Origin of the sequence: Zestomonas insulae (genome assembly GCF_016901015.1) — a bacterium.
Lineage (GTDB): Bacteria > Pseudomonadota > Gammaproteobacteria > Pseudomonadales > Pseudomonadaceae > Aquipseudomonas > Aquipseudomonas insulae.
The window spans coordinates 53,129-78,813 of the sequence record NZ_JAFEUP010000003.1; the positions used below are offsets into that span (position 1 = coordinate 53,129).

At 65.0% G+C, this 25,685-nt stretch carries 30 protein-coding genes and 2 tRNA genes; 10 read left to right on the plus strand and 22 right to left on the minus strand.

All coding sequences use genetic code 11. The features are described from left to right. Positions 1-3: 3 nt before the first annotated feature. Positions 4-603, minus strand: a complete 600-nt coding sequence (locus JQX08_RS22425) for an MbcA/ParS/Xre antitoxin family protein (RefSeq protein ID WP_205348258.1) — start codon at positions 601-603, stop codon at positions 4-6. Next, the gene (locus JQX08_RS10120; RefSeq protein ID WP_205348259.1) at positions 593-1,036 is read right to left on the minus strand and encodes a hypothetical protein; all 444 of its coding nucleotides are present in this window, start codon (positions 1,034-1,036) and stop codon (positions 593-595) included. The genes JQX08_RS22425 and JQX08_RS10120 overlap by 11 nt, the downstream gene beginning before the upstream one ends. Before the next feature lie 139 nt (positions 1,037-1,175). On the opposite strand from JQX08_RS10120, the gene JQX08_RS10125 reads away from it, so the two are divergent. Beyond that, positions 1,176-1,430, plus strand: a complete 255-nt coding sequence (locus JQX08_RS10125; RefSeq protein ID WP_205348260.1) for a helix-turn-helix domain-containing protein — start codon at positions 1,176-1,178, stop codon at positions 1,428-1,430. On the opposite strand, the gene JQX08_RS10130 is transcribed toward JQX08_RS10125, so the two are convergent. From JQX08_RS10130 to JQX08_RS10190, 13 genes are all read right to left on the minus strand, one after another. Continuing rightward, a complete protein-coding gene (locus tag JQX08_RS10130; RefSeq protein WP_205348261.1) occupies positions 1,427-1,738 on the minus strand; it encodes a hypothetical protein in 312 nt (103 codons plus the stop codon). The genes JQX08_RS10125 and JQX08_RS10130 overlap by 4 nt on opposite strands. 481 nt (positions 1,739-2,219) lie before the next feature. After that, positions 2,220-2,295, minus strand: a tRNA-Thr gene (locus tag JQX08_RS10135). 262 nt (positions 2,296-2,557) lie between these two features. Beyond that, positions 2,558-3,760: a methyltransferase gene (locus JQX08_RS10140; protein WP_205348262.1), complete on the minus strand. Its 1,203-nt coding sequence runs from the start codon at positions 3,758-3,760 to the stop codon at positions 2,558-2,560. A gap of 86 nt (positions 3,761-3,846) precedes the next feature. Further along, the gene (locus JQX08_RS10145; RefSeq protein WP_205348263.1) at positions 3,847-4,536 is read right to left on the minus strand and encodes an ABC transporter permease; all 690 of its coding nucleotides are present in this window, start codon (positions 4,534-4,536) and stop codon (positions 3,847-3,849) included. Next, positions 4,533-5,228 (minus strand): ABC transporter permease, encoded by a 696-nt coding sequence (locus JQX08_RS10150; protein ID WP_205348264.1) that lies wholly within the window; start codon positions 5,226-5,228, stop codon positions 4,533-4,535. The genes JQX08_RS10145 and JQX08_RS10150 overlap by 4 nt, the downstream gene beginning before the upstream one ends. 54 nt (positions 5,229-5,282) lie before the next feature. Next, positions 5,283-6,038 carry an ABC transporter substrate-binding protein gene (locus tag JQX08_RS10155; protein ID WP_205348265.1) on the minus strand — a complete coding sequence of 252 codons (756 nt, stop codon included), beginning with the start codon at positions 6,036-6,038 and terminating at the stop codon, positions 5,283-5,285. Between the two features lie 14 nt (positions 6,039-6,052). After that, positions 6,053-6,826 carry an ABC transporter ATP-binding protein gene (locus JQX08_RS10160; RefSeq protein ID WP_205348266.1) on the minus strand — a complete coding sequence of 258 codons (774 nt, stop codon included), beginning with the start codon at positions 6,824-6,826 and terminating at the stop codon, positions 6,053-6,055. Between the two features lie 331 nt (positions 6,827-7,157). Beyond that, on the minus strand, positions 7,158-7,592 hold the full coding sequence (locus tag JQX08_RS10165; RefSeq protein ID WP_205348267.1) for a CBS domain-containing protein: 435 nt from the start codon (positions 7,590-7,592) through the stop codon (positions 7,158-7,160). Positions 7,593-7,887: 295 nt separating this feature from the next. Continuing rightward, positions 7,888-7,963: transfer RNA gene (locus JQX08_RS10170), tRNA-Phe, on the minus strand. A gap of 90 nt (positions 7,964-8,053) precedes the next feature. Continuing rightward, positions 8,054-8,326, minus strand: a complete 273-nt coding sequence (locus JQX08_RS10175) for an oxidative damage protection protein (RefSeq protein ID WP_205348268.1) — start codon at positions 8,324-8,326, stop codon at positions 8,054-8,056. After that, on the minus strand, positions 8,323-9,390 hold the full coding sequence (mutY, locus tag JQX08_RS10180; RefSeq protein ID WP_205348269.1) for an A/G-specific adenine glycosylase: 1,068 nt from the start codon (positions 9,388-9,390) through the stop codon (positions 8,323-8,325). Before mutY ends, JQX08_RS10175 begins: the two co-directional genes overlap by 4 nt. Continuing rightward, the gene (locus JQX08_RS10185; protein WP_205348270.1) at positions 9,387-11,615 is read right to left on the minus strand and encodes an AsmA family protein; all 2,229 of its coding nucleotides are present in this window, start codon (positions 11,613-11,615) and stop codon (positions 9,387-9,389) included. The genes mutY and JQX08_RS10185 overlap by 4 nt, the downstream gene beginning before the upstream one ends. 168 nt (positions 11,616-11,783) lie before the next feature. Next, positions 11,784-12,182, minus strand: a complete 399-nt coding sequence (locus tag JQX08_RS10190) for an acetyl-CoA sensor PanZ family protein (RefSeq protein ID WP_205348271.1) — start codon at positions 12,180-12,182, stop codon at positions 11,784-11,786. Between the two features lie 123 nt (positions 12,183-12,305). Here JQX08_RS10190 and hisB point away from each other — a divergent pair, with 123 nt between their 5' ends. The 5 genes from hisB (at position 12,306) to hisF (ending at position 15,452) form a co-directional block, all read left to right on the plus strand. Continuing rightward, complete coding sequence (gene hisB / locus JQX08_RS10195) at positions 12,306-12,899, plus strand: imidazoleglycerol-phosphate dehydratase HisB (protein WP_205348272.1); 594 nt, start codon at positions 12,306-12,308, stop codon at positions 12,897-12,899. After that, the gene (hisH, locus tag JQX08_RS10200; protein WP_205348273.1) at positions 12,899-13,537 is read left to right on the plus strand and encodes an imidazole glycerol phosphate synthase subunit HisH; all 639 of its coding nucleotides are present in this window, start codon (positions 12,899-12,901) and stop codon (positions 13,535-13,537) included. Before hisB ends, hisH begins: the two co-directional genes overlap by 1 nt. Next, positions 13,538-13,795, plus strand: coding sequence for a DUF2164 domain-containing protein (locus JQX08_RS10205; protein WP_205348274.1), 258 nt, complete (start codon positions 13,538-13,540; stop codon positions 13,793-13,795). A 38-nt stretch (positions 13,796-13,833) separates the two neighbouring features. Further along, on the plus strand, positions 13,834-14,571 hold the full coding sequence (hisA, locus tag JQX08_RS10210; RefSeq protein WP_205348275.1) for a 1-(5-phosphoribosyl)-5-[(5-phosphoribosylamino)methylideneamino]imidazole-4-carboxamide isomerase: 738 nt from the start codon (positions 13,834-13,836) through the stop codon (positions 14,569-14,571). A gap of 110 nt (positions 14,572-14,681) precedes the next feature. Then, positions 14,682-15,452, plus strand: a complete 771-nt coding sequence (gene hisF / locus JQX08_RS10215) for an imidazole glycerol phosphate synthase subunit HisF (protein WP_205348276.1) — start codon at positions 14,682-14,684, stop codon at positions 15,450-15,452. An 80-nt stretch (positions 15,453-15,532) separates the two neighbouring features. On the opposite strand, the gene JQX08_RS10220 is transcribed toward hisF, so the two are convergent. The 3 genes from JQX08_RS10220 to gpmI all read right to left on the minus strand — a co-directional run bounded on the left by JQX08_RS10220 (position 15,533) and on the right by gpmI (position 19,805). Next, positions 15,533-16,855, minus strand: coding sequence for a S41 family peptidase (locus JQX08_RS10220; protein WP_205348277.1), 1,323 nt, complete (start codon positions 16,853-16,855; stop codon positions 15,533-15,535). Between the two features lie 46 nt (positions 16,856-16,901). Continuing rightward, positions 16,902-18,167, minus strand: coding sequence for a murein hydrolase activator EnvC family protein (locus JQX08_RS10225; RefSeq protein ID WP_205348916.1), 1,266 nt, complete (start codon positions 18,165-18,167; stop codon positions 16,902-16,904). Between the two features lie 102 nt (positions 18,168-18,269). Beyond that, positions 18,270-19,805, minus strand: a complete 1,536-nt coding sequence (gene gpmI, locus JQX08_RS10230) for a 2,3-bisphosphoglycerate-independent phosphoglycerate mutase (RefSeq protein ID WP_205348278.1) — start codon at positions 19,803-19,805, stop codon at positions 18,270-18,272. Between the two features lie 146 nt (positions 19,806-19,951). On the opposite strand from gpmI, the gene JQX08_RS10235 reads away from it, so the two are divergent. The 3 genes from JQX08_RS10235 to secB are packed head-to-tail and all read left to right on the plus strand — an operon-like array spanning position 19,952 to position 21,140. Beyond that, complete coding sequence (locus tag JQX08_RS10235) at positions 19,952-20,365, plus strand: rhodanese-like domain-containing protein (protein ID WP_205348279.1); 414 nt, start codon at positions 19,952-19,954, stop codon at positions 20,363-20,365. 1 nt (position 20,366) lies between these two features. After that, on the plus strand, positions 20,367-20,621 hold the full coding sequence (gene grxC / locus JQX08_RS10240; RefSeq protein ID WP_205348280.1) for a glutaredoxin 3: 255 nt from the start codon (positions 20,367-20,369) through the stop codon (positions 20,619-20,621). Between the two features lie 39 nt (positions 20,622-20,660). Then, entirely contained in the window at positions 20,661-21,140 is a 480-nt protein-coding gene (gene secB / locus JQX08_RS10245; RefSeq protein WP_205348281.1) for a protein-export chaperone SecB, read from the plus strand. A 54-nt stretch (positions 21,141-21,194) separates the two neighbouring features. On the opposite strand, the gene trmL is transcribed toward secB, so the two are convergent. After that, positions 21,195-21,656, minus strand: coding sequence for a tRNA (uridine(34)/cytosine(34)/5-carboxymethylaminomethyluridine(34)-2'-O)-methyltransferase TrmL (gene trmL, locus JQX08_RS10250; protein ID WP_205348282.1), 462 nt, complete (start codon positions 21,654-21,656; stop codon positions 21,195-21,197). Here trmL and JQX08_RS10255 point away from each other — a divergent pair. Then, the gene (locus JQX08_RS10255; RefSeq protein WP_205348283.1) at positions 21,655-22,098 is read left to right on the plus strand and encodes a hypothetical protein; all 444 of its coding nucleotides are present in this window, start codon (positions 21,655-21,657) and stop codon (positions 22,096-22,098) included. The two genes, trmL and JQX08_RS10255, sit on opposite strands and share 2 nt — an antisense overlap. A 266-nt stretch (positions 22,099-22,364) precedes the next feature. Here JQX08_RS10255 and ntrC read toward each other — a convergent pair whose 3' ends face one another. The 3 genes from ntrC to JQX08_RS10270 all read right to left on the minus strand — a co-directional run bounded on the left by ntrC (position 22,365) and on the right by JQX08_RS10270 (position 25,684). Continuing rightward, on the minus strand, positions 22,365-23,801 hold the full coding sequence (ntrC, locus tag JQX08_RS10260; protein WP_205348284.1) for a nitrogen regulation protein NR(I): 1,437 nt from the start codon (positions 23,799-23,801) through the stop codon (positions 22,365-22,367). Then, complete coding sequence (gene glnL / locus JQX08_RS10265; RefSeq protein ID WP_239482129.1) at positions 23,798-24,883, minus strand: nitrogen regulation protein NR(II); 1,086 nt, start codon at positions 24,881-24,883, stop codon at positions 23,798-23,800. The genes ntrC and glnL overlap by 4 nt, the downstream gene beginning before the upstream one ends. Positions 24,884-25,072: 189 nt before the next feature. Further along, positions 25,073-25,684, minus strand: a complete 612-nt coding sequence (locus JQX08_RS10270) for a DUF4124 domain-containing protein (protein WP_205348285.1) — start codon at positions 25,682-25,684, stop codon at positions 25,073-25,075. Position 25,685: the final 1 nt, after the last annotated feature.

Below are 25,685 nucleotides of genomic sequence, written 5' to 3' on the forward strand. Positions count from 1 at the left end.
GTTCTAAGGTAGGACGCCGAACTCCAGTTGTTGGAGTAGGCGGAGAGTTCGTGTCCGTCCTTCATCGGAATGGATAAGGCTTGCGGGCGTGGTCGACCCAAAAGCAATTGCTGGCTGTGTAAACCACCTTAGGCAGGGCAGGACGTTGTAATCGAAGAATTTGAGCGCGACATTAAGCAGTTCCATCAGAGTCGATGCTGACTGCTCTGTGGGGAGTGGGCGCCCGATGTGAACTACCTCTGACATGTGGTGTGCTGGGCAGCGACAACGGAGCCAGCCATTGTGTTCTTTGATCGTTCCGGGATGCCCGCATTCTTCGCAGATTGAGGCAGACAGACCTTCGATGAGGTCGAATATCGCAACGGAGCGCTCATCTGCGTTCCATGTGTAAATTCGTAGGCTGCCGAATTTCTCTTTCACTTGCCGCGCGAAGACCTGATCGGCGCCAATTGCATCTACGTGCTGTTGGACCAGCCCGGCAGCGGCATCCAATAGGTCAGCCCAGCCATCCATGCATTCGAAGCCGAAGCGGCCGTCGATGTAGTGGGATGGATAGATCTTAGAGTGGCGGGAGGCCAGGGCGGTATCTAGCTCAGGTGTCACGTTCGCCGTCTCCTCGGCTCCAGAGTATTTGGGCCGTGTTGAGGTCTTCGGATGTGCAGCCGTTAAGGTAAGCCTCGCGTCCTTCGACTACATAGATGTAGCGATTCACCATTGAACTGGGCACCACACATAGCTGCACCAGTTGCTCCATTTGCCAATCCCCTTGGCCATTTAGCCACGGCGGCGATACCAACTGGATGGATACGATCCTGGCTTCGGGGGTGCCCGAGTGGATGAGCCCCATCAAGTAGGGCACTTCCGGTATCAGAAATTGCTGACGGCAGGGGTGCTCGGGATCTCCTGCCTGAAGATACTCATGGGTTACATAGAACCACTCGTCATTACGGGATTGAGCAACGTATGCCCAGCGAGTGGTCTCCGATTGGAATCCTGGCGGTTCGGGTAGTTGAGCAATTGGATAGGTTTCGAACATGGCAGGGCCCCTATGCGCAGTGTGCGCTCAGCTTGCCCATTAAGGCAGGAGTGAGCTGCTTTAAATCTGAATATCTGTAAAACAGATATCTGGATATTAGATTTACCTTTGCGAGCAGTCAAGGTTTGAGGGGCTCCTCGTGGAGAAGTCGGTTTATCGAGATGAGAACCTGGCCCTGCTCAGGCTGCTGAAGCAGTGCAGGGTCGAGGCAGGATTAACTCAGGCGCAGTTTGCTGAGGTGCTGCAACGGCCCCAGTCCTTCGCGAGTGATATCGAGCGTGGCCTGCGGCGGCTCGATCTCGTGCAGCTTCGTGATATATGCCATGCGCTGAATATCAATCTCGTCGATTTCGTGCAGCGCTTCGAGTCTGAGCTCGAGCGCAAGGACGGCTAAGACTGTTGATGACTGGGGTGCCCTGCTTGCTGTTTTTTCCACGCGGCGGAGTACAGGGCGGCAGCGTCGGAGCACAGTAGGCGCATTGCCAGGATGCAGTCCTGGAGCAGATGGTTTTCCAGCGTATTCAGGTCCGCTGCGCCGGACAAGGCATGCAGTACGCCGGCAACAGCGTCATGGCGCAGTCGGGCCTCGTCATACAGCTCAGTGGCTGCAGCGTTGCTGCGAAAGCCAAGAAGGCAGCTGAGCTCGTTGTTGTGCAGGGGAGTGAAGCTGGCATGCTTCGGGGTAGGGGCGGTCTGATGCACGGGGGTGACCTCTTGAGTTGATAAGAGACTAAGAGACCACCATCACGCGTTACCAAGCAGGGGCGATGGCGGCAGGCGGGGCAGGCCTTAACTCCAGAAACAGGCCTCGCCGAAGCGACCCGGCACATAGGCGCTATAGCGAGAATGTTTCTCAAGTCGAGGTCTGCCGACCCGTCCCCTTTAATCTATTCAGCGCCAGCGGTTCTTCAAGGTCCACGTTGTAGCGAATGGGCGAACAGGGCCTTTCACTATTAGTGGACTTCAAGCAGCTGGTTGCAGGCAGTTTTCGCCGCCAAGGGGCGTAGGGCTTTCTGCAAGAACGGGGTTAGGGGTGATTTTCAGCGGCGAGTGCTAGGGCTTGTGGCGCGAATATTTTCTATCCAAGAAAGGTGCGGATGGCAAAACCCTACCCCAATCCTACCCCGGCCCAATTTTTGGCAACAAAAAAGGGCTACGCTTTCACGTAACCCTTTGATTTGTATGGTGCCGGCACCAGGAATCGAACCCGGGACCTACTGATTACAAGTCAGTTGCTCTACCAGCTGAGCTATACCGGCCTTTGAGGGCGGCCATTATAGCGATTCATTGGGCCGAGTAAAGACGTGCTTATGCGCGGCTTATGCACAAGAGTGAGGCGCTTAGTACGATCGTGCTCATTATCTGTGCGGTAGTTCCCGAAAATTCGCAACGCACTGTTTTTATTTGCTTTTTTGATCTGGACGAAAATTCGCCAAGTCAGCGGAATGCTTGCTCCGCCTGCTTCTCCGCGATTTGCCCAGAAACTGCCCACAAAGTTATCCACAGAATCGGTGGGCAACTTCAGCGTTCGGCGAGCAGCAGCAGGTTGCGTGGCGTCAGTTCGCTGGGGCAGAAGGTTCCCAGGCGCACCTGGTAGCCGTGCTCCTGCAAATACAGCGCTCGATCGAGCAGCAGCCACAGTTCCAGCGGGCGGCGGAACAGCCCGCGTAGCAGCTCCAGATTGCGCACCTCGGCAAGCCGCGCCCAGCCGGCGCTTTCCAGTGCGACCCAGTCCTGAGCGCCGGGTGCTGACAGGCCCTTGAGCGCGGCGAGGTCGTTGCAATAGCCGGGGAAGTCCTTGTGCAGCCAGCCACTCGGCAGCGATGGCGTCGGTAAGTACTCATTGACGCCGCGCAGCTGGCGTTGCAGCAGGTCGAAGGCCAGGCGCCAGGCCATCGACTGGTCACGCTGCCGGCGTACGCGGGCGCCGGCGGTGACCGTTTCGCTTAGCGGCAGGCTGAGGTCGTCGCGCGACAGGCGCAGTGCCGAGCCTTGCGCGGCAGTGGACAGCGCTTGGTAGTCAGCGCTGGCGGTGCGGTTGTAGCAGCACGGTGCGATCGCCAGTTGTGTGCAGCCAGCGGCGCTGGCCAGTTGCAGCAGGCGCACATGCAGGTCGCCGCAAGCGTGTAAGGCCACCGGGGTGTGCGCGGCGCTCACGCAGTCGGCGGCGTCGGCGGCGAGCACGTCCTGCCGTTGATGGTGCGCGATGAGGCCGCGGCGTTGGCTGAGTTGTGCCCCGCTGCTGACCAGCGCCGCATCGTGCTCCAGGCAAGTCAGCTCGCCGCCTTGCCAGCTCAGCAAGTGGCCGAGGTGGCCCTTGCCAGCACACCAGTCGAGCCAGTGCTGGGGAGTCTGCTGAAAGCTCAGATGACGGGCGAATGCATCGATCTGCTGCCACTTGCGGCCCGGCACGTCGCTGGCGAAACGCGCTGGCGGCGTAGCGCGCGCTTGCTCGGGCAGCGCGTCGAGTGCGCTCAGCGCCTGTGCTTCGCGGGCCAGGGCGGGAAAGGGTGCCGGTGCATTCAGCTGCTCGGGATGGTTGTGCGCCACCTCGGCCTGTTCCAGCGAGCGTTGGCGCAGCCAGTCGGCCAGTTCAGGGTGCTCGAGTTCCCAGGCCAACTGGCGATGCTGGAACGGCCGCGGGCGCCAGAGGGCCTGGTGGCGGTCGAGGAACTCGTCCAGCGCCTGGAAGCGGGCGAGCAGGTCGGGGCCGGTGAGGATCATGCGCGGGTGGTCGTGGTGGCCGAGGTCGGCATTCTAGCGCGCGATGCGCCTGACGCACCCCGCTCCGGGCCGGAGCGGGGCGACACTCAGCGACCCTGGGTGGCGTCGACCCGCAGCCAGCGTTCGAGCAGCTTGAAGGCGCGAACCAGGACGAAGGCGATCACCAGGTAGAACACCCCGGCGGTGAAGAAGCCCTCGACCGACAGGTAGGTGCGCGCGTTCATTGTCCGCGCCATGCCGGTCAGCTCGAGCAGGGTGATGGTGCTGGCCAGGGCGCTGGCCTTGAGCATCAGGATTACTTCGTTGCTGTAGGCCGGCAGGCCGATGCGCGCGGCGCGCGGCAGGACGATGTAGGTCATGGTCTGCCAGCGCGACATGCCCAGCGCGCGCGCCGCCTCGATCTCACCCGGCGGCACCGCCTGGATCGCACCGCGGAGGATCTCGGCGATGTAGGCCGCAGTGTGCAGGGTCATGGTCAGAATCGCGCACCAGTACGGATCGCGCAGGTAGGGCCACAGCGGGCCGTGACGGATCACCTCGAACTGCGCGGCGCCGTAATAGACGAGGAACAGCTGCACCAGCAGCGGTGTGCCGCGGAAGAAGAAGATGTAGCCATATGGCAGGGCGCGCACGTACCAACTCTGCGAGGCGCGGGCGATGCCCATCGGCAGGGCGAGGATCAGTCCGGCGACCACCGCGATGGCGACCAGTTCGAGGGTCAGGCCGGCGCCTTCAAAGAAGCGCGGCAGCCATTTGAAGATCACTTCCCAGTTCATCGCGAGCTCCTCACGAAGCCGCGGGCGGCGCGTTTTTCCAGGAAGTACATGCCGATCATTGCGACGATGGTCAGGCTCAGATAGATCAGCGCCGCGACCAGGAAGAAGGTGAAGGGTTTCTTGGTCACCGACACGGCGATCTGCGCGCTGCGCATGATCTCGCCGAGGCCGACCACCGAGACCAGTGCGGTGTCCTTCATCAGGATCATGAACAGGTTGCCCAGGCCGGGCAGGGCGATCCGCCACATCTGCGGCAGGATCAGGCTCCAGAGAATCCGCGCCTTGGACAGGCCGAGGGCCAGGCCGGCTTCGCGGTGGCCGCGCGGGATGGCGAGGATCGCGCCGCGGAATACTTCAGTGGCGTAGGACCCGAAGCACAGGCCCAGGGCGATGCTGCCCGCAGCGAACGGGCCGAGCTCCAGGTCTGGACGGCCGAGCCAGGCGCCGATGGCGTGCATGGCGTTGACCGTGCCGAAATAGATCAGCAGCACCCAGAGCAGCTCGGGGACGCCGCGGACGATGGTCGAATAGCTGTCACCCAGCCACTGCAGCGACTTGTAGGGCGAGGTCTTGGCCAATGCGCCGAGCAGGCCGAGCACCAGACCTAGGGCCAGCGCGGTCAGCGCCAGTTTGATGGTCATGAGCGCGCCGGCGGCCAGGGCTGGGCCGAATCCGTAGAGGTCAAAAATCATGAGAAGCCAGGACTGACGCAGGGCGCCGTCAGGTGACGGCGCCCGCGGAGCAGATCAATAGATGCTGAACGGGAAGTACTTGTCGTTGATCTTCTTGTAGGTGCCGTCGGCAACGATTTCCTTCAGCGCCGCGTTCAGCTTCTCGCGCAGCGCGTCATCACCCTTGCGCACGGCGATGGCGATCTTGTCGTTGTCGAACACCGGCTCACCTTTGAACTCGAAGTCCTTGCCGGCATCGCTCTTCAGCCATTCCCAGTTGACGAACTTGTCGCCCAGCACGCCGTCGAGGCGGCCCGAGGCGAGGTCGAGGTAAGCGTTTTCCTGAGTGTCGTAGAGCTTGATGTCGACCACGTCGTCCATGTTGTCTTCCAGCCAGGTGCCGGCGATGGTCGCGCGCTGGGCGCCGATCACCTTGCCTTTTAGACCGGCTTTGTCGGTCTTCAGCGCGGTGCTTTTCGGTGCGATGAACTGCAGCTTGTTGGTGTAGTAGGGGTCGGTGAAGTCGACCGCCTGCTTGCGTTCTTCGGTGATCGACATGGACGCCGCGAGGATGTCGAATTTCTTGGCGTTGAGGGCCGGGATAATGCCGTCCCAGTCGGAGGTCACCACGTCGCACTCGACTTTCATCTTGGCGCACAGGGCCTTGGCGATCTCGACGTCGAAGCCGACCACCTGGCCGCTGGCGTCAATCAGGTTGAAGGGCGGGTAGGCGCCTTCGGTACCAATCTTGAGTTTGTCCGCGGCAAATGCGCCGGAACCGAACGCCAGGGTGGCGGCAGCGGCCAGCAGAATCTTCTTATAGTTCATCATGCGATGTTGCTCCGTTAGTGATTGCTGGACATGAACTGTTTACAGCGCGCCGAGTTGGGGTGGTCGAACACTTTCTCGGGCGATCCTTGCTCCTCTACCAGGCCCTGATGCAGGAACACCACTTCGGTGGAAACCTGGCGGGCGAAACCCATTTCATGGGTCACTAGCAGCATAGTGCGACCTTCCTCGGCGAGCGCGCGGATCACATTAAGCACTTCCTGTACCATTTCCGGATCGAGCGCCGAAGTCGGCTCATCGAAGAGGATCACTTTCGGCTGCATGGCCAGGGTGCGGGCGATCGCGGCGCGCTGTTGCTGACCCCCGGAAAGCTGGTTGGGATAGGCGTGGCGCTTGTCGGCGATACCGACCTTGGCCAGCAGCGCTTCCGCCACCTCGGTGGCTTCGGCCTTGCTCTGCTTGAGCACGCGGCGCGGCGCTTCGATGATGTTGTCGAGCACCGTCATGTGCGGCCACAGATTGAAATTCTGGAAGACGAAGCCGATCTCGCTGCGCAGGCGATTGATCTGCTTGCCGTCGGCGGCGACCAGTTCGCCGTGGCGGCCGGCCTTCAGCTTGAGTTCTTCGCCGGCGACCAGAATCTGTCCCTGGTGCGGGTTTTCCAGCAGGTTGATGCAGCGCAGGAAGGTCGATTTGCCGGAGCCGGAGGAGCCGAGGATGGAGATCACGTCACCGTCGCGCGCGGTCAGGGAAATGCCCTTGAGGACCTCGAGGTCGCCGTAGCGTTTGTGCAGGTTGCGGATTTCCAGCGCAGGCGTCGCATCGGCCATAAGGATTCCTCTTGTACTTCTTGTGCGGATGCACTCCGGCGGGGCTGGCCATCCTGGCGTGGCGCCAAGCTAGCATAGCGTCGGAATGCCAGCCAAGCGCGTGACCGCGGCGCAACGGGCCGCAGCACAACGCTTGTCGCATCGCTGAAGGCGGTTGTCGCGCCGAGACAAGATCGTCGGCTTGGCAGGGTTTTGGGGGCGCGCATGCTAGCAGAAGAAACGCCGCGATTTGCGCGAAAGTAGCGGCGATTTTTGTGGCGTCGCGGAGCCGCGCAAGCCACTGTCAGTGGGCGCGGGCGCACGCGATTTGGGCGCCCGGCGTGAGCCTGGCCTACTCGCCGCGAATGTACTGCTCGAGCTGGTTGATCAGGCCGTCCTTCTCGGCGATCACCTCTTTGACCAGGTCACCGATCGACAGCAGGCCGATCAGGCGTCCGCCATCCACCACTGGCAGGTGGCGCAGCTTGCGCTCAGTCATCAGCTCCATGCAGGCGCGTAGATCCTGGCGCGGCTCCACGGTGACCACCGGCGCACTCATGATCGCCTTGACCGGGGTGCCCACTGAGGAGCGGCCTTGCAGGATGATTCGCCGCGCGTAGTCGCGTTCGCTGACGATGCCGAGCAGCTGATCGCCGTCGATCACCGGCAGGGCGCCGACGTTGTTCTCGGCCATGACCTGCAGCGCGGTGAGCACGGTGTCTTCCGGGCCGATGGTGTGGACGTGGCGGCTCGCTTTGGCGGCGAGGATGTGCGCGACGGTATTCATGAGATCGCTCCTGTGATTGCGCGGCAGTCGGTCGCGCACAGGATTGTCGAGACGAGGACACACGGCCAACGCAGAAACTCCATGATCCCCATTGAAAAGCCTCATCGCGGGTCGCGCCGCAAATGTGCGGGCCCACGCTATGAAAATAGCAGGGGAAATTGGCCGAGCCGGGGCAGTCGTGTGAGTAGAGAGAGGCGAGTGGCTGGCGAGCTAAATCGCAGGCAACAAAAAACCCGCACTGGGCGGGTTTCTTGAGGGCTTTCCGGTGACGCTAGCACCACCTGAAAGCTGAAGGTGGTGCCCAGGGACGGAATCGAACCGCCGACACGGGGATTTTCAATCCCCTGCTCTACCGACTGAGCTACCTGGGCAACGGGGCGCTATTAGACGGATTTGGCTTTTGCCTGTCAAGCGCGAGTTGGAAAAATTTTTAGCGATAACGGGCGCTTACGTGATTCCGCTCAATTGCTCGGCGGCACATAGCCGTCGGCCTGGGCGTATTCCTCGCCGGACAGGAACTTGTCCATCTCCTGCTGGAGGAACTTGCGATCCTCGGCATTCATCATGTTCAGGCGACGTTCGTTGATCAGCATGGTCTGGTGCGCCTGCCACTCGTCCCAGGCCTTCTTCGACACGTTGTTGAAGATGTCCTCGCCCTTGGCGCCCGGGTACGGCGGGCGGTCGAGGCCGGGCAGGTCTTCGTTGAATTTGCGGCAATGGACGGTGCGGGTCATGACGACTCTCCTGCATTCAGTTCGGCGGCCGCGCGCTTCAGCAACTTCTTCACCGGAGCGGCGAGGCCCAGGCGCGGCGGGGTGGCGAGGTTATACCAGAGCCAGTCGGCCTCGGCCACGGCGTGGGCGGCGCTGTCGACGTGGATCAACCAGGGTTCGATGTCCAGCTGGAAATGGCTGAAGGTGTGAGTCAGAGCGGGCAGCGCACGGCGCTCGCCAAGGCTGAGGGCGTGGTGGCTGGCCAGCGGGTCGAGCGCGCTGAGGTCGTCCAGCTCCGGCAGGCTCCACAGCCCGCCCCACAGGCCGCTGGAGGGGCGCCGGTAGAGCAGGATCGCGCCGTCGCGGTTGGCCAGCAGCGGCATCAGCGTGCGTTTTTGCGGTAGAGCCTTGCGCGGCTTGGGTTCCGGGAAGGCGCTCTCGCGGCCAAGCAGATGCGCGCGGCAGCCGGCGCGCACCGGGCAGAGCAGGCAGCTCGGTTTGCTGCGGGTACAAAGCGTGGCGCCGAGGTCCATCATCGCCTGGGTGTAGTGGTTGACCCGTGCGTGCGGGGTCAGCTGGTCGGCCAGCGCCCAGAGCTTGGCGGCGACCTTGAGTTCGCCCGGGTAGCCGGGCTGGGCGCCGTAGCGGGCCAGCACGCGCTTGACGTTGCCGTCGAGGATCGGCGCGCGCACGCCCATGCTCAGGCTGGCGATGGCGCCGGCGGTGGAGCGGCCGATGCCGGGCAGTGCGGTGAGCTGTTCGATCGAGCGCGGGAACTCGCCGCCGTACTCGCGCACGACGATCTCCGCTGCCTTCTGCAGGTTGCGCGCGCGGGTGTAGTAGCCGAGTCCGGTCCACAGGTGCAGCACCTCGTCTTCGGGCGCGGCGGCCAGCGCCTGGACGCTGGGCAGCGCGGCCATGAAGCGGTCGAAGTAGCCGAGCACGGTGCTCACTTGGGTCTGCTGCAGCATGATCTCCGAGACCCACACGCGGTACGGGCTGATGCCCTGTTGCCAGGGCAGGTCCTTGCGCCCGTGGGCGTCGTACCAGGCCAGCACCGCGCTGGAAAACTGCTCGGCGTTCATCGCTTGAACAGGCCCTTGAGGGCGTCCTTCAGCTCGGGGCTGACCTTGTCGCCGAGCTTCTCCTCTAGCTTCTCGTTGAGCTTGTCGCCGGCCAACTTGGCGGCGATCTTGCCGAGGCCGTCGCGGTCCAGGCGGCAGGCCTTGGCGCCGAGTTCCAGCGGGCCGCGGCAGCGCACCGGCCACTCTAGGCCGACGTAGCGTGAGTTGACCTGGCAGGCCGGGTCGGGCATCTCGCTCTTGTCGCCTTCGATGACCACGCCGAGTCGGTAGTCCATGCCCAGCACGCGCAGGTCGAGGTCGCCGTTGCCCTTGACTGCCAATCCAGGGATGCGCGCACGCAGGTCGGGGTTGCTGGCCACGCCGTTGGTGAAGTTGAGGTTGCCCTGCAGCTCCTCGAACGGCGTGTCGCGGCCGCGCGTGCCTTCGCCGAGCGCCTTGCGGTTGAGCGTGGCGATGCCCTGGCAGAGCTGCTGCTCGAGGTTGGCCTTGAGCAGCACGCCGTCGCGCAGGGCGAAGCTGGCGGTGCCGTTGAGGCCGTCGATCCAGGCCTTCTGGCTGTTGCCGCTGGTGCGGATGTCGCTATTCAGGTCGAGGCGCCCGGTGACCGGGGTCTTCTGCCCCTGGCTCTCGATCAGCTTCTCTACCGGCACGCCGCTGATGCGCTTCTGCGCGGTGAGCAGCGGCACTGGCTGGCGCACGTCGAGGCTGGCCTTGGCGTCGAAGTTGCCGCCGTACAGGTCGCCGCGCAGTTCCTGCAGGTTCAGCAGGCCGTCCTGGCCGGCGGCCTTGAGGCTGGCGTTGTCGATCGGCAGCTTGTCGATGACCAGCTGGGCGAGCGCCAGGTCGAGCTGCAGGTCGAGGCGCCGCAGGCGGTCGGCAGGCAGCAGCGGCGCGTCGCTCCAGGCCTGCTGGGTGGGTGCCGAGGGCAGTTCGCTGGTGCCGCTGGTGGTGGCCGCGGCGACGGTGGTCTTGACCTCGGCCTGGCGCGTTGCGCTGGCGGCGTCGGCGGCTTTCGCCGCCTTGGCCGGCAGGTAGCGGTCGAGGTCGAGGTGATCGCCCTTGAACTGCACGCGCAGCGCCTGTTTGGCGAAATCGGCGACGGCCAGGCGGCCGCTGAAGTGGCTGTCATCCAGCTTCAGGTTGAGCTCGTCGAGCGCCAGGCTGTTCGTCGTGCCGTTCAGGCGACCGACCAGCTCGACCTTCTTCAGCGTATTGGCGTCCGCCATCTCCGGCAGTTTCTGGCCGAGCCCCTCGAGGAAGGCACGCAGGTCGAATTCGGCGATGGACAGCGCGCCAGTCAGCTTGGGCGCCTTGTCCAGCTCGCGCAGGTTGAGCTCGCCGAGCGCGCGCAACTGGTTGACCGACAGCTTGAGGCCGTTCCATTCGGCGATCTGCGCGGCCTGGTCGAGCAGCAGCTGGCCCTGGGCGGCGAAGGTCGCGGTCTTGCCTTCCAGCGGTTGGCCGGAGGCCTCGCCGGACAAGCGCATGTCCTCGAACTGGTAGCGCTTGAGCGCGCGGTCGAAGCGCAGCTCGCCCTGCAGTTCGGTCTTGGCGCGCATCAGCGGCTGGTTGGTGCCGAGGAAGGCGGTCAGCTTGACCGGAATGTTGATGCCTTCGCGGATCGCGCCGGTGGTCAGCTGGATGCTCTCGGCGCTGAATTGCTGGCCGCTGCGCGCGTCCTGGTAGTCGATCCGCGCGTTGTTGACGATCAGGCTGTCGATATCCAGTTTCAGCGGTTGTGCCGGGGTGCTCGGTTCCTCGCTCGGCGCGGCGCTTGGCGGCGCGCTGGCGGCTGGCGGTTCGGCGTCGGCGGCGGGCTTGGCCGGGCGGCCGATGTCTTCCCAGTTACCGTGACCCTGCTTGTCGCGGCTGAGGCTGAGCTTCAGGCCTTCGACGCGGATATCGCTCATCTGCACTTCCTTGCGCAGCAGCGGCAGCACGCGCACCGACAGGCCGAGCATGTCCAGGTCGGCAAACGGCTGGTCGGGGCTGATCACGTTGGCCACCGTGGCCTGGTGCAGCTCCAGGCCGAGCCAGGGGAACAGGCTCCAGCCGATGTCGCCGTTGAGCGTCAGCTCGAGATTGGCCTTGTCGCGCGCGAGCTGGCGGATCTCGTCCTTGTAGTCATTGGGATCGAACAGGTGGGTCAGGGCGAAGCCCAGGGCCACCACGATCAGCAACAGTCCGAGGAAGATCAGGCCCAGGATTTTGCCGATGGATTTCATGGACGAGTCCTTGTGTTATCGCTGGCTAAGAGGCGGAGTATAACGCTGGCGCATCGCCGGCACGTGATGACGCGGCGCGCGCCGTGCTGCGCCGCTTGAATGGCGGCTCCGCGCGGAAGTGGTCAGGAGTTGGATGGCGAAAGCGCGCGCCGGTTCACCCGCTGCGCCTCAGTAGACGTCCAGCGGCAGATGGCTCCGCGCGGCCAGTGCCTGGCTTTCCAGGTGGCCGGCGGGCGCGGCCAGGTGTAGTGCCTGGCCGGCGTCCTGGGCCAGGCGCTGCGCTTCGTCGAGCAGGCGCCGGCCGACCCCGCGACCGCGGGTCACCCGACGCACGCAGAGGTGCGACAGCTGCCAGTGTCCGGTCATCGGCGCAAGCAGCGCGGCGCCGAGCAGGCGGTCGTTGAAACGTCCGGCCAGCAGACTGCCCTCGGCGAGCGCGGCGGCGATCAGGGCGGCGGCGTCGGCGTAGGGGGCGAGCAGCCAGTCCGGGGCGTCGGCGTAGATCTTCGCCAGGTCGGCCCGGTCCTGGTCGCTGGGCTGGCTGAGACGTTCGACGATCACGGGCATGGTGGGCTCCGGGGCGGGCAGGGGGCGACGAGTGTAAACGCCGGCGAGCGCCGTCGGTAGCCGCGTGCAGCCGTGCCAGCCTATAATGGCGGCCTTTTCCGTGAGCACTTTGTGGAGCTGGTGATGGCCGAACGTACGGCGTCCGTCGAACGCAACACCCTGGAAACCCAGATCAAGGTTTCGATCAACCTGGATGGCACTGGCAAGGCCCGTTTCGATATCGGCGTGCCGTTCCTCGAGCACATGCTCGACCAGATCGCCCGCCATGGCCTGATCGACCTCGACATCGAGTGCAAGGGCGATCTGCATATCGACGACCACCACACCGTCGAAGATGTCGGCATCACCCTCGGCCAGGCCTTCACCAAGGCGATCGGCGACAAGAAGGGCATGACCCGTTACGGCCATTCCTATGTGCCGCTCGACGAGGCGCTGTCGCGCGTGGTGATCGACTTCTCCGGGCGTCCCGGCCTGCAGATGCACGTGCCGTTCACCCGCGCGGTGGTCGGTGGCTTCGATGTCGACCTGTTCCAGGAATTCTTCCAGGGCTTTGTCAACCACGCCCTGGTCAGCCTGCACATCGACAACCTGCGCGGCAGCAACACCCACCACCAGATCGAGACGGTGTTCAAGGCCTTCGGCCGCGCGCTGCGCATGGCCGTCGAGCTGGACCCGCGCATGGCCGGGCAGATGCCGTCGACCAAGGGCATTCTCTGATGCAGAGCGTCGCCGTCATCGACTATGGCATGGGCAATCTGCACTCGGTGGCCAAGGCGCTGGAGCACGTCGGCGCGGGCCGGGTGCAGATCACCAGCGATGCGCAGGTGATTCGCGAGGCTGACCGCGTGGTGTTCCCCGGGGTTGGCGCGATCCGCGACTGCATGGCGGAGATTCGTCGCCTGGGCTTCGACAGCCTGGTCCGCGAAGTCAGCCAGGACCGGCCGTTCCTCGGCATCTGTGTGGGCATGCAGGCGCTGCTCGAGCGCAGCGAGGAGAACGGCGGGGTCGATTGCATCGGCCTGTTCCCCGGCCAGGTGCGCTTCTTCGGCAAGGACCTGGTCGAGGACGGCGAGGCGCTGAAGGTGCCGCACATGGGCTGGAACGAGGTCGAGCAAAGCCTCGATCACCCGTTGTGGCACAACATTCCCGATCGGGCGCGCTTCTACTTCGTGCACAGCTACTACATCGAGGCCGGCCAGCCGGCCCAGGTCGCCGGACGCGGCCACTACGGCAAGGATTTCGCTGCGGCGCTCGCCGAGGGTTCGCGCTTCGCCGTGCAATTCCACCCGGAGAAGAGCCATACCCATGGCCTGCAGCTGCTGCAGAACTTCGCCGGCTGGGATGGCCGCTGGTAAATGAGCCGGGCCAAGAAGCCGGCGTCGCTGACGCTGGACAGCGCACAGGAGCAGGCCGCGCTGCAGAGCCTCAAGGCGTTTCTCGAGGAGCGCTTCGAGCTGCAGCTGGGCACCTTCGAGGTGCAGGAAGTGCTCGAGCTGTTCACTCGCGAAGTGGCGCCACTCTTTTACAACAAGGCGATTGCCGATGTGCAGGCCCACCTGGCTGACAGGTTCCAGAGCATCGAAAGCGACTTGTGGGCACTCGAGAAGAGCTGAGCCCGATCCCGTATCCACGACTTGAACAGGTTCTACCGATGCTGATCATCCCCGCAATCGATCTCAAAGACGGCGCCTGCGTGCGTCTGCGCCAAGGCCTGATGGACGATGCCACGGTGTTCTCCGACGACCCGGTGGCGATGGCCGCCAAGTGGGTCGACGGCGGTTGCCGCCGCCTGCACCTGGTCGACCTCAATGGCGCCTTCGAGGGCCAACCGGTCAATGGCGAGGTGGTCACCGCGATCGCCAAGCGCTACCCGAACCTGCCGATCCAGATCGGCGGCGGCATCCGTTCGCTGGAGACCATCGAGCACTACGTGCGCGCCGGGGTCAGCTACGTGATCATCGGCACCAAGGCGGTCAAGCAGCCGGAGTTCGTCGGCGAAGCCTGCCGCGCTTTCCCCGGCAAGGTGATCGTCGGCCTGGATGCCAAGGATGGTTTCGTCGCCACCGATGGCTGGGCGGAAGTCAGCTCGGTGCAGGTCATCGACCTGGCCAAGCGTTTCGAGGCCGATGGTGTTTCCGCGATCGTCTACACCGACATCGCCAAGGACGGCATGATGCAGGGCTGCAACGTCGAAGCCACCGCGGCGCTGGCCAAGGCGACGAAGATTCCGGTGATCGCCTCCGGCGGCATCCACAACCTCGGCGACATCCAGACCCTGCTCGACGCGCGCGCGCCGGGGATCATCGGCGCGATCACCGGCCGGGCGATCTACGAAGGTACCCTGGACGTCGCCGAAGCCCAGGCGCTGTGCGACAGCTACAAGGGCTGAACCAACGTGGGGTGGGTTAGCCGCGCAGCGGTGTAACCCACCGATCGGAGTCACTCGTTGGCGCGACGATGGCTGTCGCTGCGCTTAACCCATCCTACGGGAACAGAGTCATGGCACTGGCTAAACGCATCATTCCCTGCCTCGACGTCGACAACGGTCGCGTGGTCAAGGGCGTCAAGTTCGAGAACATCCGCGACGCCGGCGACCCGGTGGAGATCGCCCGCCGCTATGACGAGCAGGGCGCCGACGAGATTACCTTCCTGGACATCACCGCCAGCGTCGACGGCCGCGACACCACGCTGCACACCGTCGAGCGCATGGCCAGTCAGGTGTTCATTCCGCTCACCGTGGGTGGCGGCGTGCGCACCGTGCAGGACATCCGCAACCTGCTGAATGCCGGCGCCGACAAGGTGTCGATCAACACCGCGGCGGTGTTCACCCCGGAGTTCGTCGGCGAGGCGGCCGATCGTTTCGGTTCGCAGTGCATCGTCGTCGCCATCGACGCCAAACAGGTGTCGGGTCCGGGCGAGACGCCGCGCTGGGAAATCTTCACCCACGGCGGACGCAAGCCGACCGGCCTCGATGCGGTGCTGTGGGCGAAGAAGATGGAAGACCTCGGTGCCGGGGAAATCCTCCTGACCAGCATGGATCAGGACGGCGTGAAGCGCGGCTACGACCTCGGCGTGACGCGGGCGATCAGCGAAGCGGTGGGCATTCCGGTGATCGCCTCGGGCGGCGTCGGCAACCTCGAACACCTGGCCGCCGGCATCCTCGAAGGCAAGGCCGCGGCGGTGCTGGCGGCAAGCATCTTCCACTTCGGCGAGTACACCGTGCCTGAGGCCAAGGCCTATCTGGCCAGTCGCGGCATCGTGGTGCGCTGAGGGGGCTGCAGCGCTTCGGCCAGTAGACCGCCCATAAAAAACCGGACCTGAGGTCCGGTTTTTTATGGGCGGTCTGCCGTTCAGTTGTTGCGCGTGACGTTCAGGCCCTTGAGCAGGTTGAGCGCCTGGCCAAGCTGGTAGTCGTCGTCCTGCGGGCGTGGCTCGGCCTTGCTCTTCTTGCTGCTCGGCTTGTCCGCACCGCCGTTGCCATTACCGAGGTGGCCGGCCAGGTCGGCTTCCTTGTAGATCTCGCCGTCCTGCTCGCGGGTGATCTTGGCGCGCGCCACTTCGACGTCCGGGACGATGCCCTGGGCCTGGATCGAGCGGCCGTTGGGCGTGTAGTACAGCGCAGTGGTCAGCTTCAGTGCGCGATCGTTGCTCAGCGGCAGCACGGTCTGCACCGAGCCTTTGCCGAAGCTGTCGGTACCCATGAGGATGCCGCGTTTCTGGTCCTGCAGGGCGCCGGCGACGATCTCCGAGGCCGAGGCGCTGCCGCCGTTGATCAGCACTACCAGCGGCACGTGTTCGCTGGCGTCGGCCGGGTCGGCGGAGAAACGCAGCTCGGAGTTGGCGATGCGGCCCTTGGTGTAGACGATCAGGCCCTTGGTCAGGAAGTGGTCGGCGACTTCCACCGCGGCCTGCAGCACGCCGCCGGGGTTGTTGCGCAAGTCGAGGACCAGGCCCTGCAGGCGCTTGCCGCCGTTGTCCTTCTTCAGCTTGGCCAGCGCCTTGCCGACTTCCTCGCCGGTGGCGACCTGGAACTGGGTGATGCGCAGGTAGCCGTAGCCGTTCTCCAGCAGCTGGCTCTTCACGCTCTTGACCTTGATCACCGCGCGGGTCAGGTCGAGGTCGAACGGCTTGCCGCCGTCGCGGACGATGGTCAGCTGGATCTTCTGCCCGGCCTTGCCGCGCATCTTGTCTACCGCATCCATCATCGACATGCCCTTGGTCGGCTGGCCGTCGATCTTGATGATCAGGTCGCCGGGCTGGATGCCGGCCTTCGACGCCGGGGTGTCGTCGATCGGCGAAACCACTTTGACGAAGCCGTCTTCGATGCCGACTTCGATGCCCAGGCCGCCGAATTCGCCGCTGGTGCTTTCCTGCAGCTCCTGGAAGTCCTCCGGCTCGAGGTAGGCGGAGTGCGGATCGAGGTTGCTGAGCATGCCCTTGATGGCGTTTTCCAGCAGGGTCTTGTCGTCGAGCGGTTCGACGTAGGCGGCCTTCACCCGGTCGAGGACCTCGGCGAAGGTGCGCAGCTCGTCCAGCGGCAGGGGTGCCTTGTCCTTGGCGACGGCAGGCGCGGGCGCGGCGCTCGCCGGTTGCGCGGCGTGGGCCAGCGGCAGACCGCCGAAGAGCAGCGCGAGCGCCAGGGCCGGGGCGGTGTGGCGGGACAAATGCGGCATGTCGAACTGACTCCTAAATGAGGGACTGCGCGTTCAGGCGGGCATCCTAGCCCTGCGCACGGCACCATTGTGCCGGGTCGCTGGGGCGACCTTGTTGACGAATTGCAAAATACAGCGCCGGCGTGTCCTGCCCGCCGCTATTGCCCACGGTGGCGATCGGGTCGCCGGCCTTGACGATGTCGCCGGCGTCTTTCAGCAGGCTCTGGTTGTGCCCGTAGAGCGTCAGGTAGCCGTTGCCATGGTCGAGAATGACCAGAAGCCCGGCACCGCGCAACCAATCGGCGAACACCACGCGACCGCCATGAATCGCCCGTACCTGGCTGCCGGACGGCGCGCCGATCAACACGCCGTCCCATTTGCTACGAGCGTCATCGCCGCGCGGGGTTCCGTAACGCGCCACCACCCGACCATTGACCGGCCACGGCAACTTGCCGCGTGCCTGGCCGAACGGCCCGCCGTAGTTGGCGCCGTCGCTGGATACCAGCGGGCCTGCGGGGCGCGGCTTGCCGGCGGTGCCGGGGGCTTGCGTGGTGGCCAGGCGCTGCTCGGCGAGCGCGCGTTGCCGCGCTTCCTCGGCGGCCTTGGCTTCGCGGGCCTGGCGCGCCAGGGTTTCCTCGATGGTCTTCAGTACCTGGGCCATGCGCGCCTGGTCCTGCTCGCGCGACTTCAGCTTCTGGTCACGCTCGCGGTACTGCTGGTTGAGCTTGGCCAGCGACTGCTGGCGCTCCTTGCGCAGGCTGGCCAGCTGTTCGCGCTGGCCGTCCAGGGTGCTCTTCTGCTCGTTCAGACGATTCTGCTGGGTTGCGATGTCCTGCTCGACATTGGCCAGCTGGCGCAGGGTCTCGTTGAAGGTGTTGAGCTGTTCCAGGCGGGCCTGGCCGAGGTACTCGTAGTAGGTCAGGGTGCGCGAGAATTTTTCCGGCTGCTGCTGGTTGAGCAGCAGGCGCAGCGGCTCCTGGTTGCCGGCCTGGTAGGCGGCGCGCGCCTGGATGCCGATCAGGCGTTGCTGTTCAAGGCGTGCGCTCTGGAGTTTTTTTTTCTCACCATCCAGCCGTTGCAGCTCGCCTTCGCTGTCTTTCAGCTCGTCCTGCAGCGCCTTGATCTGCTTCTCCAGGCCACCCATCTCGGTTTCGGTGCTGCGCAGCTGCTTCTGCACCGAGGATTTCTCCTTTTCCACCTGGTTGAGCATCTTTTTCAGCTCGTCGATGTCCTGACGCGCCGCGTCCAGCTTTTGCTGGGCTTCGGTGCGTTGATCGGCCATGACCGGGTTGAGCAGGCAGAGGCAGAGAAGGGCGAGCAGGGCGCGAGGCATGGGCACGTGCGACACCGAGGAGGAAGGACGCCTTAGTATGCTCAAGAACGGCACAAGCTAAAAGCTGGAAGCGGCAAATTGCTTCCAGCTTTCAGCCACCGTTCAGCGCGGTTCGAGGATGCTGCGGCCGCTCATTTCCGCCGGCTGCTCGAGACCGAGCAGGTGCAGCATGGTCGGCGCCACATCGGCCAGCACGCCGCCGTCGCGGACGCGCAGCGCGCGCTGGCCGACATAGATGAACGGCACCGGCTCGCAGGTGTGCGCGGTGTGCGCCTGACCGGTGCACTCGTCTTCCATTTGCTCGACGTTGCCGTGGTCGGCGGTGATCAGCGCTTCGCCGCCAACCTTGTCCAGTGCGGCGACGATGCGCCCGACGCAGCTGTCCAGGCATTCCACGGCTTTCACGGCCGCTGCCAGCACGCCGGTGTGGCCGACCATGTCGCCGTTGGCGTAGTTGACCACGATCACGTCGTAGCGCTGCTGCTCGATGGCCTCGACGATCTTGTCGGTGACTTCCGGTGCGCTCATTTCCGGCTGCAGGTCATAGGTGGCGACCTTCGGCGACGGAATCAGGATGCGCTCTTCGCCCTCGAACGGCTCTTCGCGGCCGCCGGAGAAGAAGAAGGTCACGTGTGCGTACTTCTCGGTCTCGGCGATGCGCAGCTGGGTCTTGCCGTGCTTGGCCAGGTACTCGCCGAGCACGTTGGTCAGCGGCTCCGGCTGGAACGCGCTGGGCGCCTGGATGCTCGCCGCGTACTGGGTGAGCATCACGTAGCCGGCCAGCTGCGGCGCGCGGGCGCGGGCGAATTCCGCGAAGCCCGGCTCGACGAACGCGCGGCTCAGCTCACGGGCGCGGTCGGCGCGGAAGTTCATGAACACCACGGCGTCGCCGTCCTCGACCGGCGCGGCGGCGCCGATACGGGTGGCCTTGACGAATTCATCGCTCTCGCCGCGCTCGTAGGCGGCCTGCAGGCCCTCGACGGCGCTGGCGGCGGTGAACTCGGCGCGGCTGTCGACGATCAGCTCATAGGCCTGCTGCACGCGGTCCCAGCGGTTGTCGCGGTCCATGGCGAAATAGCGGCCGATCAGCGAGGCGATGCGGCCCTTGCCAAGTTTGGCGAAGGCGGCGTCGAGCAGATCGATGGAGCCTTGCGCGCTCTTCGGCGGGGTGTCACGACCGTCGAGGAAGGCGTGCAGGTAGATTTTCTCCGCGCCGCGCTGGGCGGCCAGCTCGGCCATGGCGACCAGGTGGTCCTGGTGGCTGTGCACGCCACCGTCGGAGAGCAGGCCCATGATGTGCACGGCCTTGCCGGCGCCCACCGCCTGGTCCACCGCAGTGCAGATCGCCGGGTTGCGGAAGAACTCGCCGTCGCGAATCGCCTTGGTCACCCGAGTGAAGTCCTGGTACACCACGCGGCCGGCACCGAGGTTCATGTGGCCGACTTCGGAGTTGCCCATCTGCCCGTCCGGCAGGCCGACGTCCATGCCGCTGCCGGAGATCAGGCCGTGCGGCTGGGTGGCGCGCAGGTGGTCGTAGACCGGCGTGTCGGCGGCGTAAATGGCGTTGTAGTCAGGGCTGTCGCTATGGCCGAAGCCGTCGAGGATGATCAGCACCAGCGGTTTTGGCGTGGCAGGCATGGAGTCGACTCTTTGCGCTAGGGAGCGGAACTGAAAAGAGCGGCATTTTATCGCCAAGTTCCCTGTGGCGTCACCGCTGGGCGGGGTTTGGCCGACCTTTGGCCCTGTGTATACTGGCCGCCATTTTACGGCCGTGGAACCACGCGATGCTTGCCCACCTGATTGAATTTGTCACTAACCACTATGTGTTGAGTGGATTGTTCGCCGTGCTGTTGGCGCTGCTGATCGTCACCGAGCTGAACAAGGGCGGCAAAAGCCTGAGCACCCGTGAACTCACCGCGCTGGTCAACAGCGAGAACGGCGTGGTCATCGACATCCGCCCGAGCAAGGACTTCTCCGCCGGGCACATCGTCAATGCGCTGAACATGCCGCAGGACAAGGTCGCTGAGCGCATCAGCGAGCTGGACAAGTACAAGGACAAGACCCTGATCGTGGTCGACAGCATGGGCCAGCACGCCGGCACCGTCAGTCGTCAGCTCAAGCAAGCCGGTTACAACGCCGCCAAGCTGTCCGGCGGGATCAGCAGCTGGCGCGGTGACAACCTGCCGCTGGTGAAGTGAAATGTCCGCGGTCGTCATCTACTCCAGCGACTGGTGCCCGTACTGCATTCGCGCCAAGCAGCTGCTGACCCGCAAGGGCGTTGCCTTTGACGAGATCAAGGTCGACGGCCAGCCGCAGCTGCGTGCCGAGATGACCAAGAAGGCCGGACGCACCTCGGTGCCGCAAATCTGGATCGGCAGCCAGCACGTCGGCGGCTGTGACGATCTCTACACCCTGGAGCGCGCCGGCAAGCTCGATGCGCTGCTCAGGGGCTGAAACCCCAACACTTACGCATAACAATCAGAAGGCCACGCTATGACCGAGCAAGTTTCCACCGGCGCCGCCCAGGGCGAGCAGAACCCGCAATTCTCCCTGCAGCGCATCTACGTCAAGGACCTGTCCTTCGAAGCGCCGAAGAGCCCGGAAATCTTCCGCCAGGAGTGGGCGCCGAGCGTCGCGCTTGACCTCAACACCCGCCAGAAGCCGCTGGAAGGCGACTTCCATGAAGTGGTGCTGACCCTCTCGGTCACCGTGAAGACCGGCGAAGAAGTGGCCTTCATCGCTGAAGTGCAGCAGGCCGGTATCTTCCTGATCAAAGGTCTGGACGCCGCCTCGATGAGCCACACGCTCGGCGCGTTCTGCCCGAACATCCTCTTCCCCTACGCCCGCGAAACCCTGGACAGCCTGGTGGTGCGCGGCTCGTTCCCGGCGCTGATGCTCTCGCCGGTGAACTTCGACGCGCTGTACGCCCAGGAACTGGCGCGCATGCAGCAGTCCGGCGAAGCCCAGGCCTGATCTGGCCAATAAAAAAGGCGCCCACGGGGCGCCTTTTTAGTTTCTGGTGGCGGTTCAGGAGCCGGCGAAGTCCTGCTGTCGCCAGGCCTCGTAGACCGTCACCGCGACGGTGTTGGACAGGTTCAGGCTGCGGCAGTCCGGGCGCATCGGCAGGCGGATGCGCTGTTCCGGCGGCAGCGCATTGCGCACCTCTTCCGGCAGGCCGCGGCTTTCCGGGCCGAACAGCAGGGCATCGCCCGGCTGGTAGCGCACTTCGTGGTAGGGGTGCGAGCCCTTGGTGGTGAAGGCGAACAGCCGTGGCTGGACGAGGCTCGCCAGGCAGCTCTCGAGGTCGGCGTGGCGCTGCACCGGCGCGTACTCGTGGTAATCCAGGCCGGCGCGGCGCAGGCGCTTGTCGTCCAGCTCGAAGCCGAGCGGTTCGATCAGGTGCAGGCTGCAGCCGCTGTTGGCGCACAGCCTGATAATGTTGCCGGTATTCGGTGGAATTTCCGGTTGAAAAAGGATGACGTGAAACATGCACGGCTCCGCGCTCGAGGACGGGCGGCATTCTACTCCCGAGACCCCGCGTCCGCAGTTGGGCTGGCGATTTTTTGCCACCCTGGCGCTGCTCGGGGTGCTGCTCGGCCTGATGATCGGTCGCCTGGCCAACCCGGAGCCGGCGCGCCTGGAGCGCATCGAGGTGGCCGCCGATCGGCTGCTGCTGTGGTTCGACCACGAGCCTGAGGCGCTGCGCGGCGACTTCGTGCAGGGCGCGCTGGTGCTCGGGGTGACCGCGCAGGGGGCGCCCGCCCGCGGGCAGCTGCAGGTGGCTGGCAAAGTGGCCAACTGGCGGCTGGTGCGAAGCGGGGAGGAAAGCTTGCGCCTGGAGCTGGTCTCGGCGCGGCCGCTGCGCGGCGAATGGCACGGCGTAGCGGCGGAAGGGCGGTGGCGTCTGGAGATCAGACTGCGCCCGGAATAAAAGAGGGGAATCCCCGGCCTGCCTGTACCAAGGTCCCCGAAACTGGCAGTTCAGTCTATGCAGAGCATGTGCCAGTTTTATGACCGCGGCGCCAGGCCCCGGCATTACTGGGCTGCAGCCATTTTCCGCAGCGCAGGGCCGGCGCCGCAGCGGTGGTGGTTTGAACCGCGCGAGTGCATCGTGGCGCGCCGCGCGCCGGTACAGGGCAAAAACCGGGCAAAAGAAAACGGGCCGCGAGGGCCCGTTGCTTGGTGCTGGCGCGGTGCTCAGGCGTCGTCGCCCTCGTCATCGTCGCCGCCGTCGACCTTCATGCCGAGTTCCTTGATCTTGCGCGTCAAGGTGTTGCGGCCCCAGCCGAGCAGCACGGCAGCGTCGCGCCGGCGGCCGGCGGTGTGCTTGAGGGCGGTCTCGATCATGATCCGCTCGAACGACGGCACCGCGTTGTCGAGCAGGCTCGACTGGCCGCGGCCCAATGCCTGGTCGGCCCACTGGCGCAGGGCCTGTTCCCAGTTGGTGACCGGCGCCGCGTCGTGCTGCTGGGTGAGCAGCTCCGGCGGCAGGTCGTCGATGTGCACTTCGCGCCCGGAAGCCATCACGGTGATCCAGCGGCAGGTGTTCTCCAGCTGGCGCACGTTGCCCGGCCAGGGCAGGTTCTTCATGTAGTCCTCGGTCTCGACCTTGAGCAGCTTCGGCTCGACGGCCAGCTCCTGAGCGGCGCGGGCGAGGAAGTGGCGGGTCAGTGCCGGGATGTCCTCGCGACGATCGGACAGTCGCGGGATATGGATGCGGATCACGTTGAGGCGGTGGAACAGGTCTTCGCGGAACTTGCCGGCCTGCACCAGCGATTCGAGGTTCTGGTGAGTGGCGGCGATGATGCGCACGTCGACCTTGACCGGCGTGTGTCCGCCGACCCGGTAGAACTCGCCGTCGGCCAGCACGCGCAGCAGGCGGGTCTGGGTGTCGGCCGGCATGTCGCCGATCTCGTCGAGGAACAGCGTGCCGCCGTCGGCCTGCTCGAAGCGTCCGCGGCGCTGGTTGGCCGCGCCGGTGAAGGCGCCTTTCTCGTGGCCGAACAGCTCGGACTCCATCAGGTCCTTGGGAATCGCCGCCATGTTCAGGGCGATGAAGGGCTCTGCGGCGCGCGGGCTGTGGCGGTGCAGAGCGTGGGCGACCAGCTCCTTGCCGGTACCGGACTCGCCGTTGATCAGTACGGTGATGTTGGAGTGCGACAGGCGACCGATGGCGCGGAACACCTCCTGCATCGCCGGCGCTTCGCCGATGATCTCCGGGGTGCGCGCCTGCGCTGCGGGGACTTCCAGGCCTTGCTGCTCCTGGGCGTGCTGGAAGGCGCGCTTGACCAGCGAGACCGCCTCGTCGACGTCGAACGGCTTGGGCAGGTACTCGAAGGCGCCGCCCTGGTAGGAGGCCACCGCGCTGTCCAGGTCGGAATGCGCGGTCATGATGATCACCGGCAGGCGCGGGTAGCCATCGCGAATCCGCGCCAGCAGATCGAGGCCGCTGGAGCCGGGCATGCGGATATCGGAAATGATCACATCGGGTTGCTGGCGACTGAGGCGGCTGAGCAGGCCGTCGGCGCTGTCGAAGCTGGTGGTGGTCATGCCTTCCTGTTGCAGGGCCTTTTCTAGGACCCAGCGGATAGACCGGTCGTCATCGACAATCCAGACGGTTTCACTGCGACTCATGACGGGCTGACTCCTTGTTCCAACGGCAGGAAGATCGAGAACACGGTGTGGCCGGGATGGCTCTCGCACTCGATCAGGCCCTGGTGCTGACTGATGATGTTCTGGGTGATGGCCAGGCCGAGTCCGGTACCGTCCGGGCGCCCGCTGACCATGGGATAGAAGATGGTGTCCTGCAGTTCTGGCGGGATGCCCGGGCCGTTGTCGATGATCTCGACCTTGGTCACCAGGCGATGCCGCGTGTGGCCGATGGTGAACTGCCGCAGCGTGCGGGTGCGCAGGGTGATGCGGCCGAGGCGCAGGTCGTGGTTGCTGCTCAGCGCCTGCATGGCGTTGCGCACGATGTTGAGCACCGCCTGGATCATCTGTTCGCGGTCGATGCGCACGTCCGGGATGCTCGGGTCGTAGTCGCGCACCAGGGTGATGCCGCCCTGGCTTTCCGCTTCGACCAGGCTACTGACTCGCTCAAGCACTTCGTGGATGTTGGCCATCGCCAGGTTCGGCAGCTTGTTCGAGCCGAGCATGCGGTCGACCAGATTACGCAGGCGGTCGGCCTCCTCGATGATCACGTTGGTGTAATCCTTGAGGCTTTCCTCGGGTAGCTCGCGGGCCAGCAGCTGCGCTGCGCCGCGAATCCCGCCAAGCGGATTCTTGATCTCGTGGGCCAGGCCACGCACCAGCAGCTTGGTGGTTTCCTGTTTGGACAGCTGCGCCTCTTCCTTGGTGATGCGCAGCAGCCGGTCGCGCGGCAGTACTTCGAGCAGCAGCAGGGTCTCGCCGCGGCTGAGGATCGGCGTGACGGCGTAGTCGACGGTGATGGTCTGCCCGGTCAGCGCAGTCAGCACCGCTTCGCGCTTGTTGAACGGGTGCGCCTGTTCCACCGCCTGGCGCAGTGCCGCCAGCGCCTCGGGGGATTCGGTGAACAGCTCGCTGATGAACTGTCCGTGGCTGCGCTGGCCGCTGACGGCCAGGAGCATTTCCGCCGCCGGATTCATGTACTCGAGGCGCAGTTCGGCGTTGAGTAGCAGGATCGCGGTGGTCAGGTTGTCGAGCAGCAGGCGGTGCAGTGCGTCGTTGATGATCATAGGCAGCTTCCCAATTGAGGCTGAAAATGCAAAAAGCAAACCAAAGCCCTGAAACGGCGCGTGAATCGCCGGCGAATCAGGGTTTTTGGCTGCTTTTCAGCGCAGGGCTAGCCGTTCATCGAACCAAAATGGGGAGGACGGTCGATTACGTGCACTGCATTGCACCACTGTAGTGCATTGGCGGGTCGCTCAGAGAAACGGCAGGATGCTCACGTCTTCTTCGGGCTTGTCCTTCAGCGGACATTCCGGGCGCACGCCGTAGTCGGTCTTGGCGCACGGCTTGATCTGCCGCTTCTGGGTCAGCGAGGTGCGCAGGATGTGTACCGGCTGGTTGGGGGTGCGTTCCAGGGTGCGGCCCTGCTCGTCGACGATTTCCACCGCCAGCTGGTGGGTGCCGCGGTCCAGGTTGCTCAGCGGAAACACCGGGCTGCGGCTCGGCGGCAGCGGCGGCTGGCCGTCCAGCAGCAGGCGGTAATTGTGTCCGGGCTGTAGGCCCGGTTCGCTGGTGGCGGTGACGATCAGGTCGCCCGAGGTGCCGTTCTGCACCGCCGCATCCGGCTCCGGCACCAGGATGCGCAGCAGCTGGTAGCTCGGCGGTGCGGCCGGAGCGGCCTGCGCCACCGGCGGCGCGGTCGGGCTTGGCGTGCCCATGGCGTTGATCGGCGCCATCTGTACGCGTTCGGCATTGCCGGCGCGCGGACGGTCGGTGAATACGCGGTTTCCGTCGGCGTCGAGGTAGGTGTACACCTCGGCGGCCGCCGGCAGGCTGAGGAGCGTCAGGCAGAGTAGGGCGATGCGCATG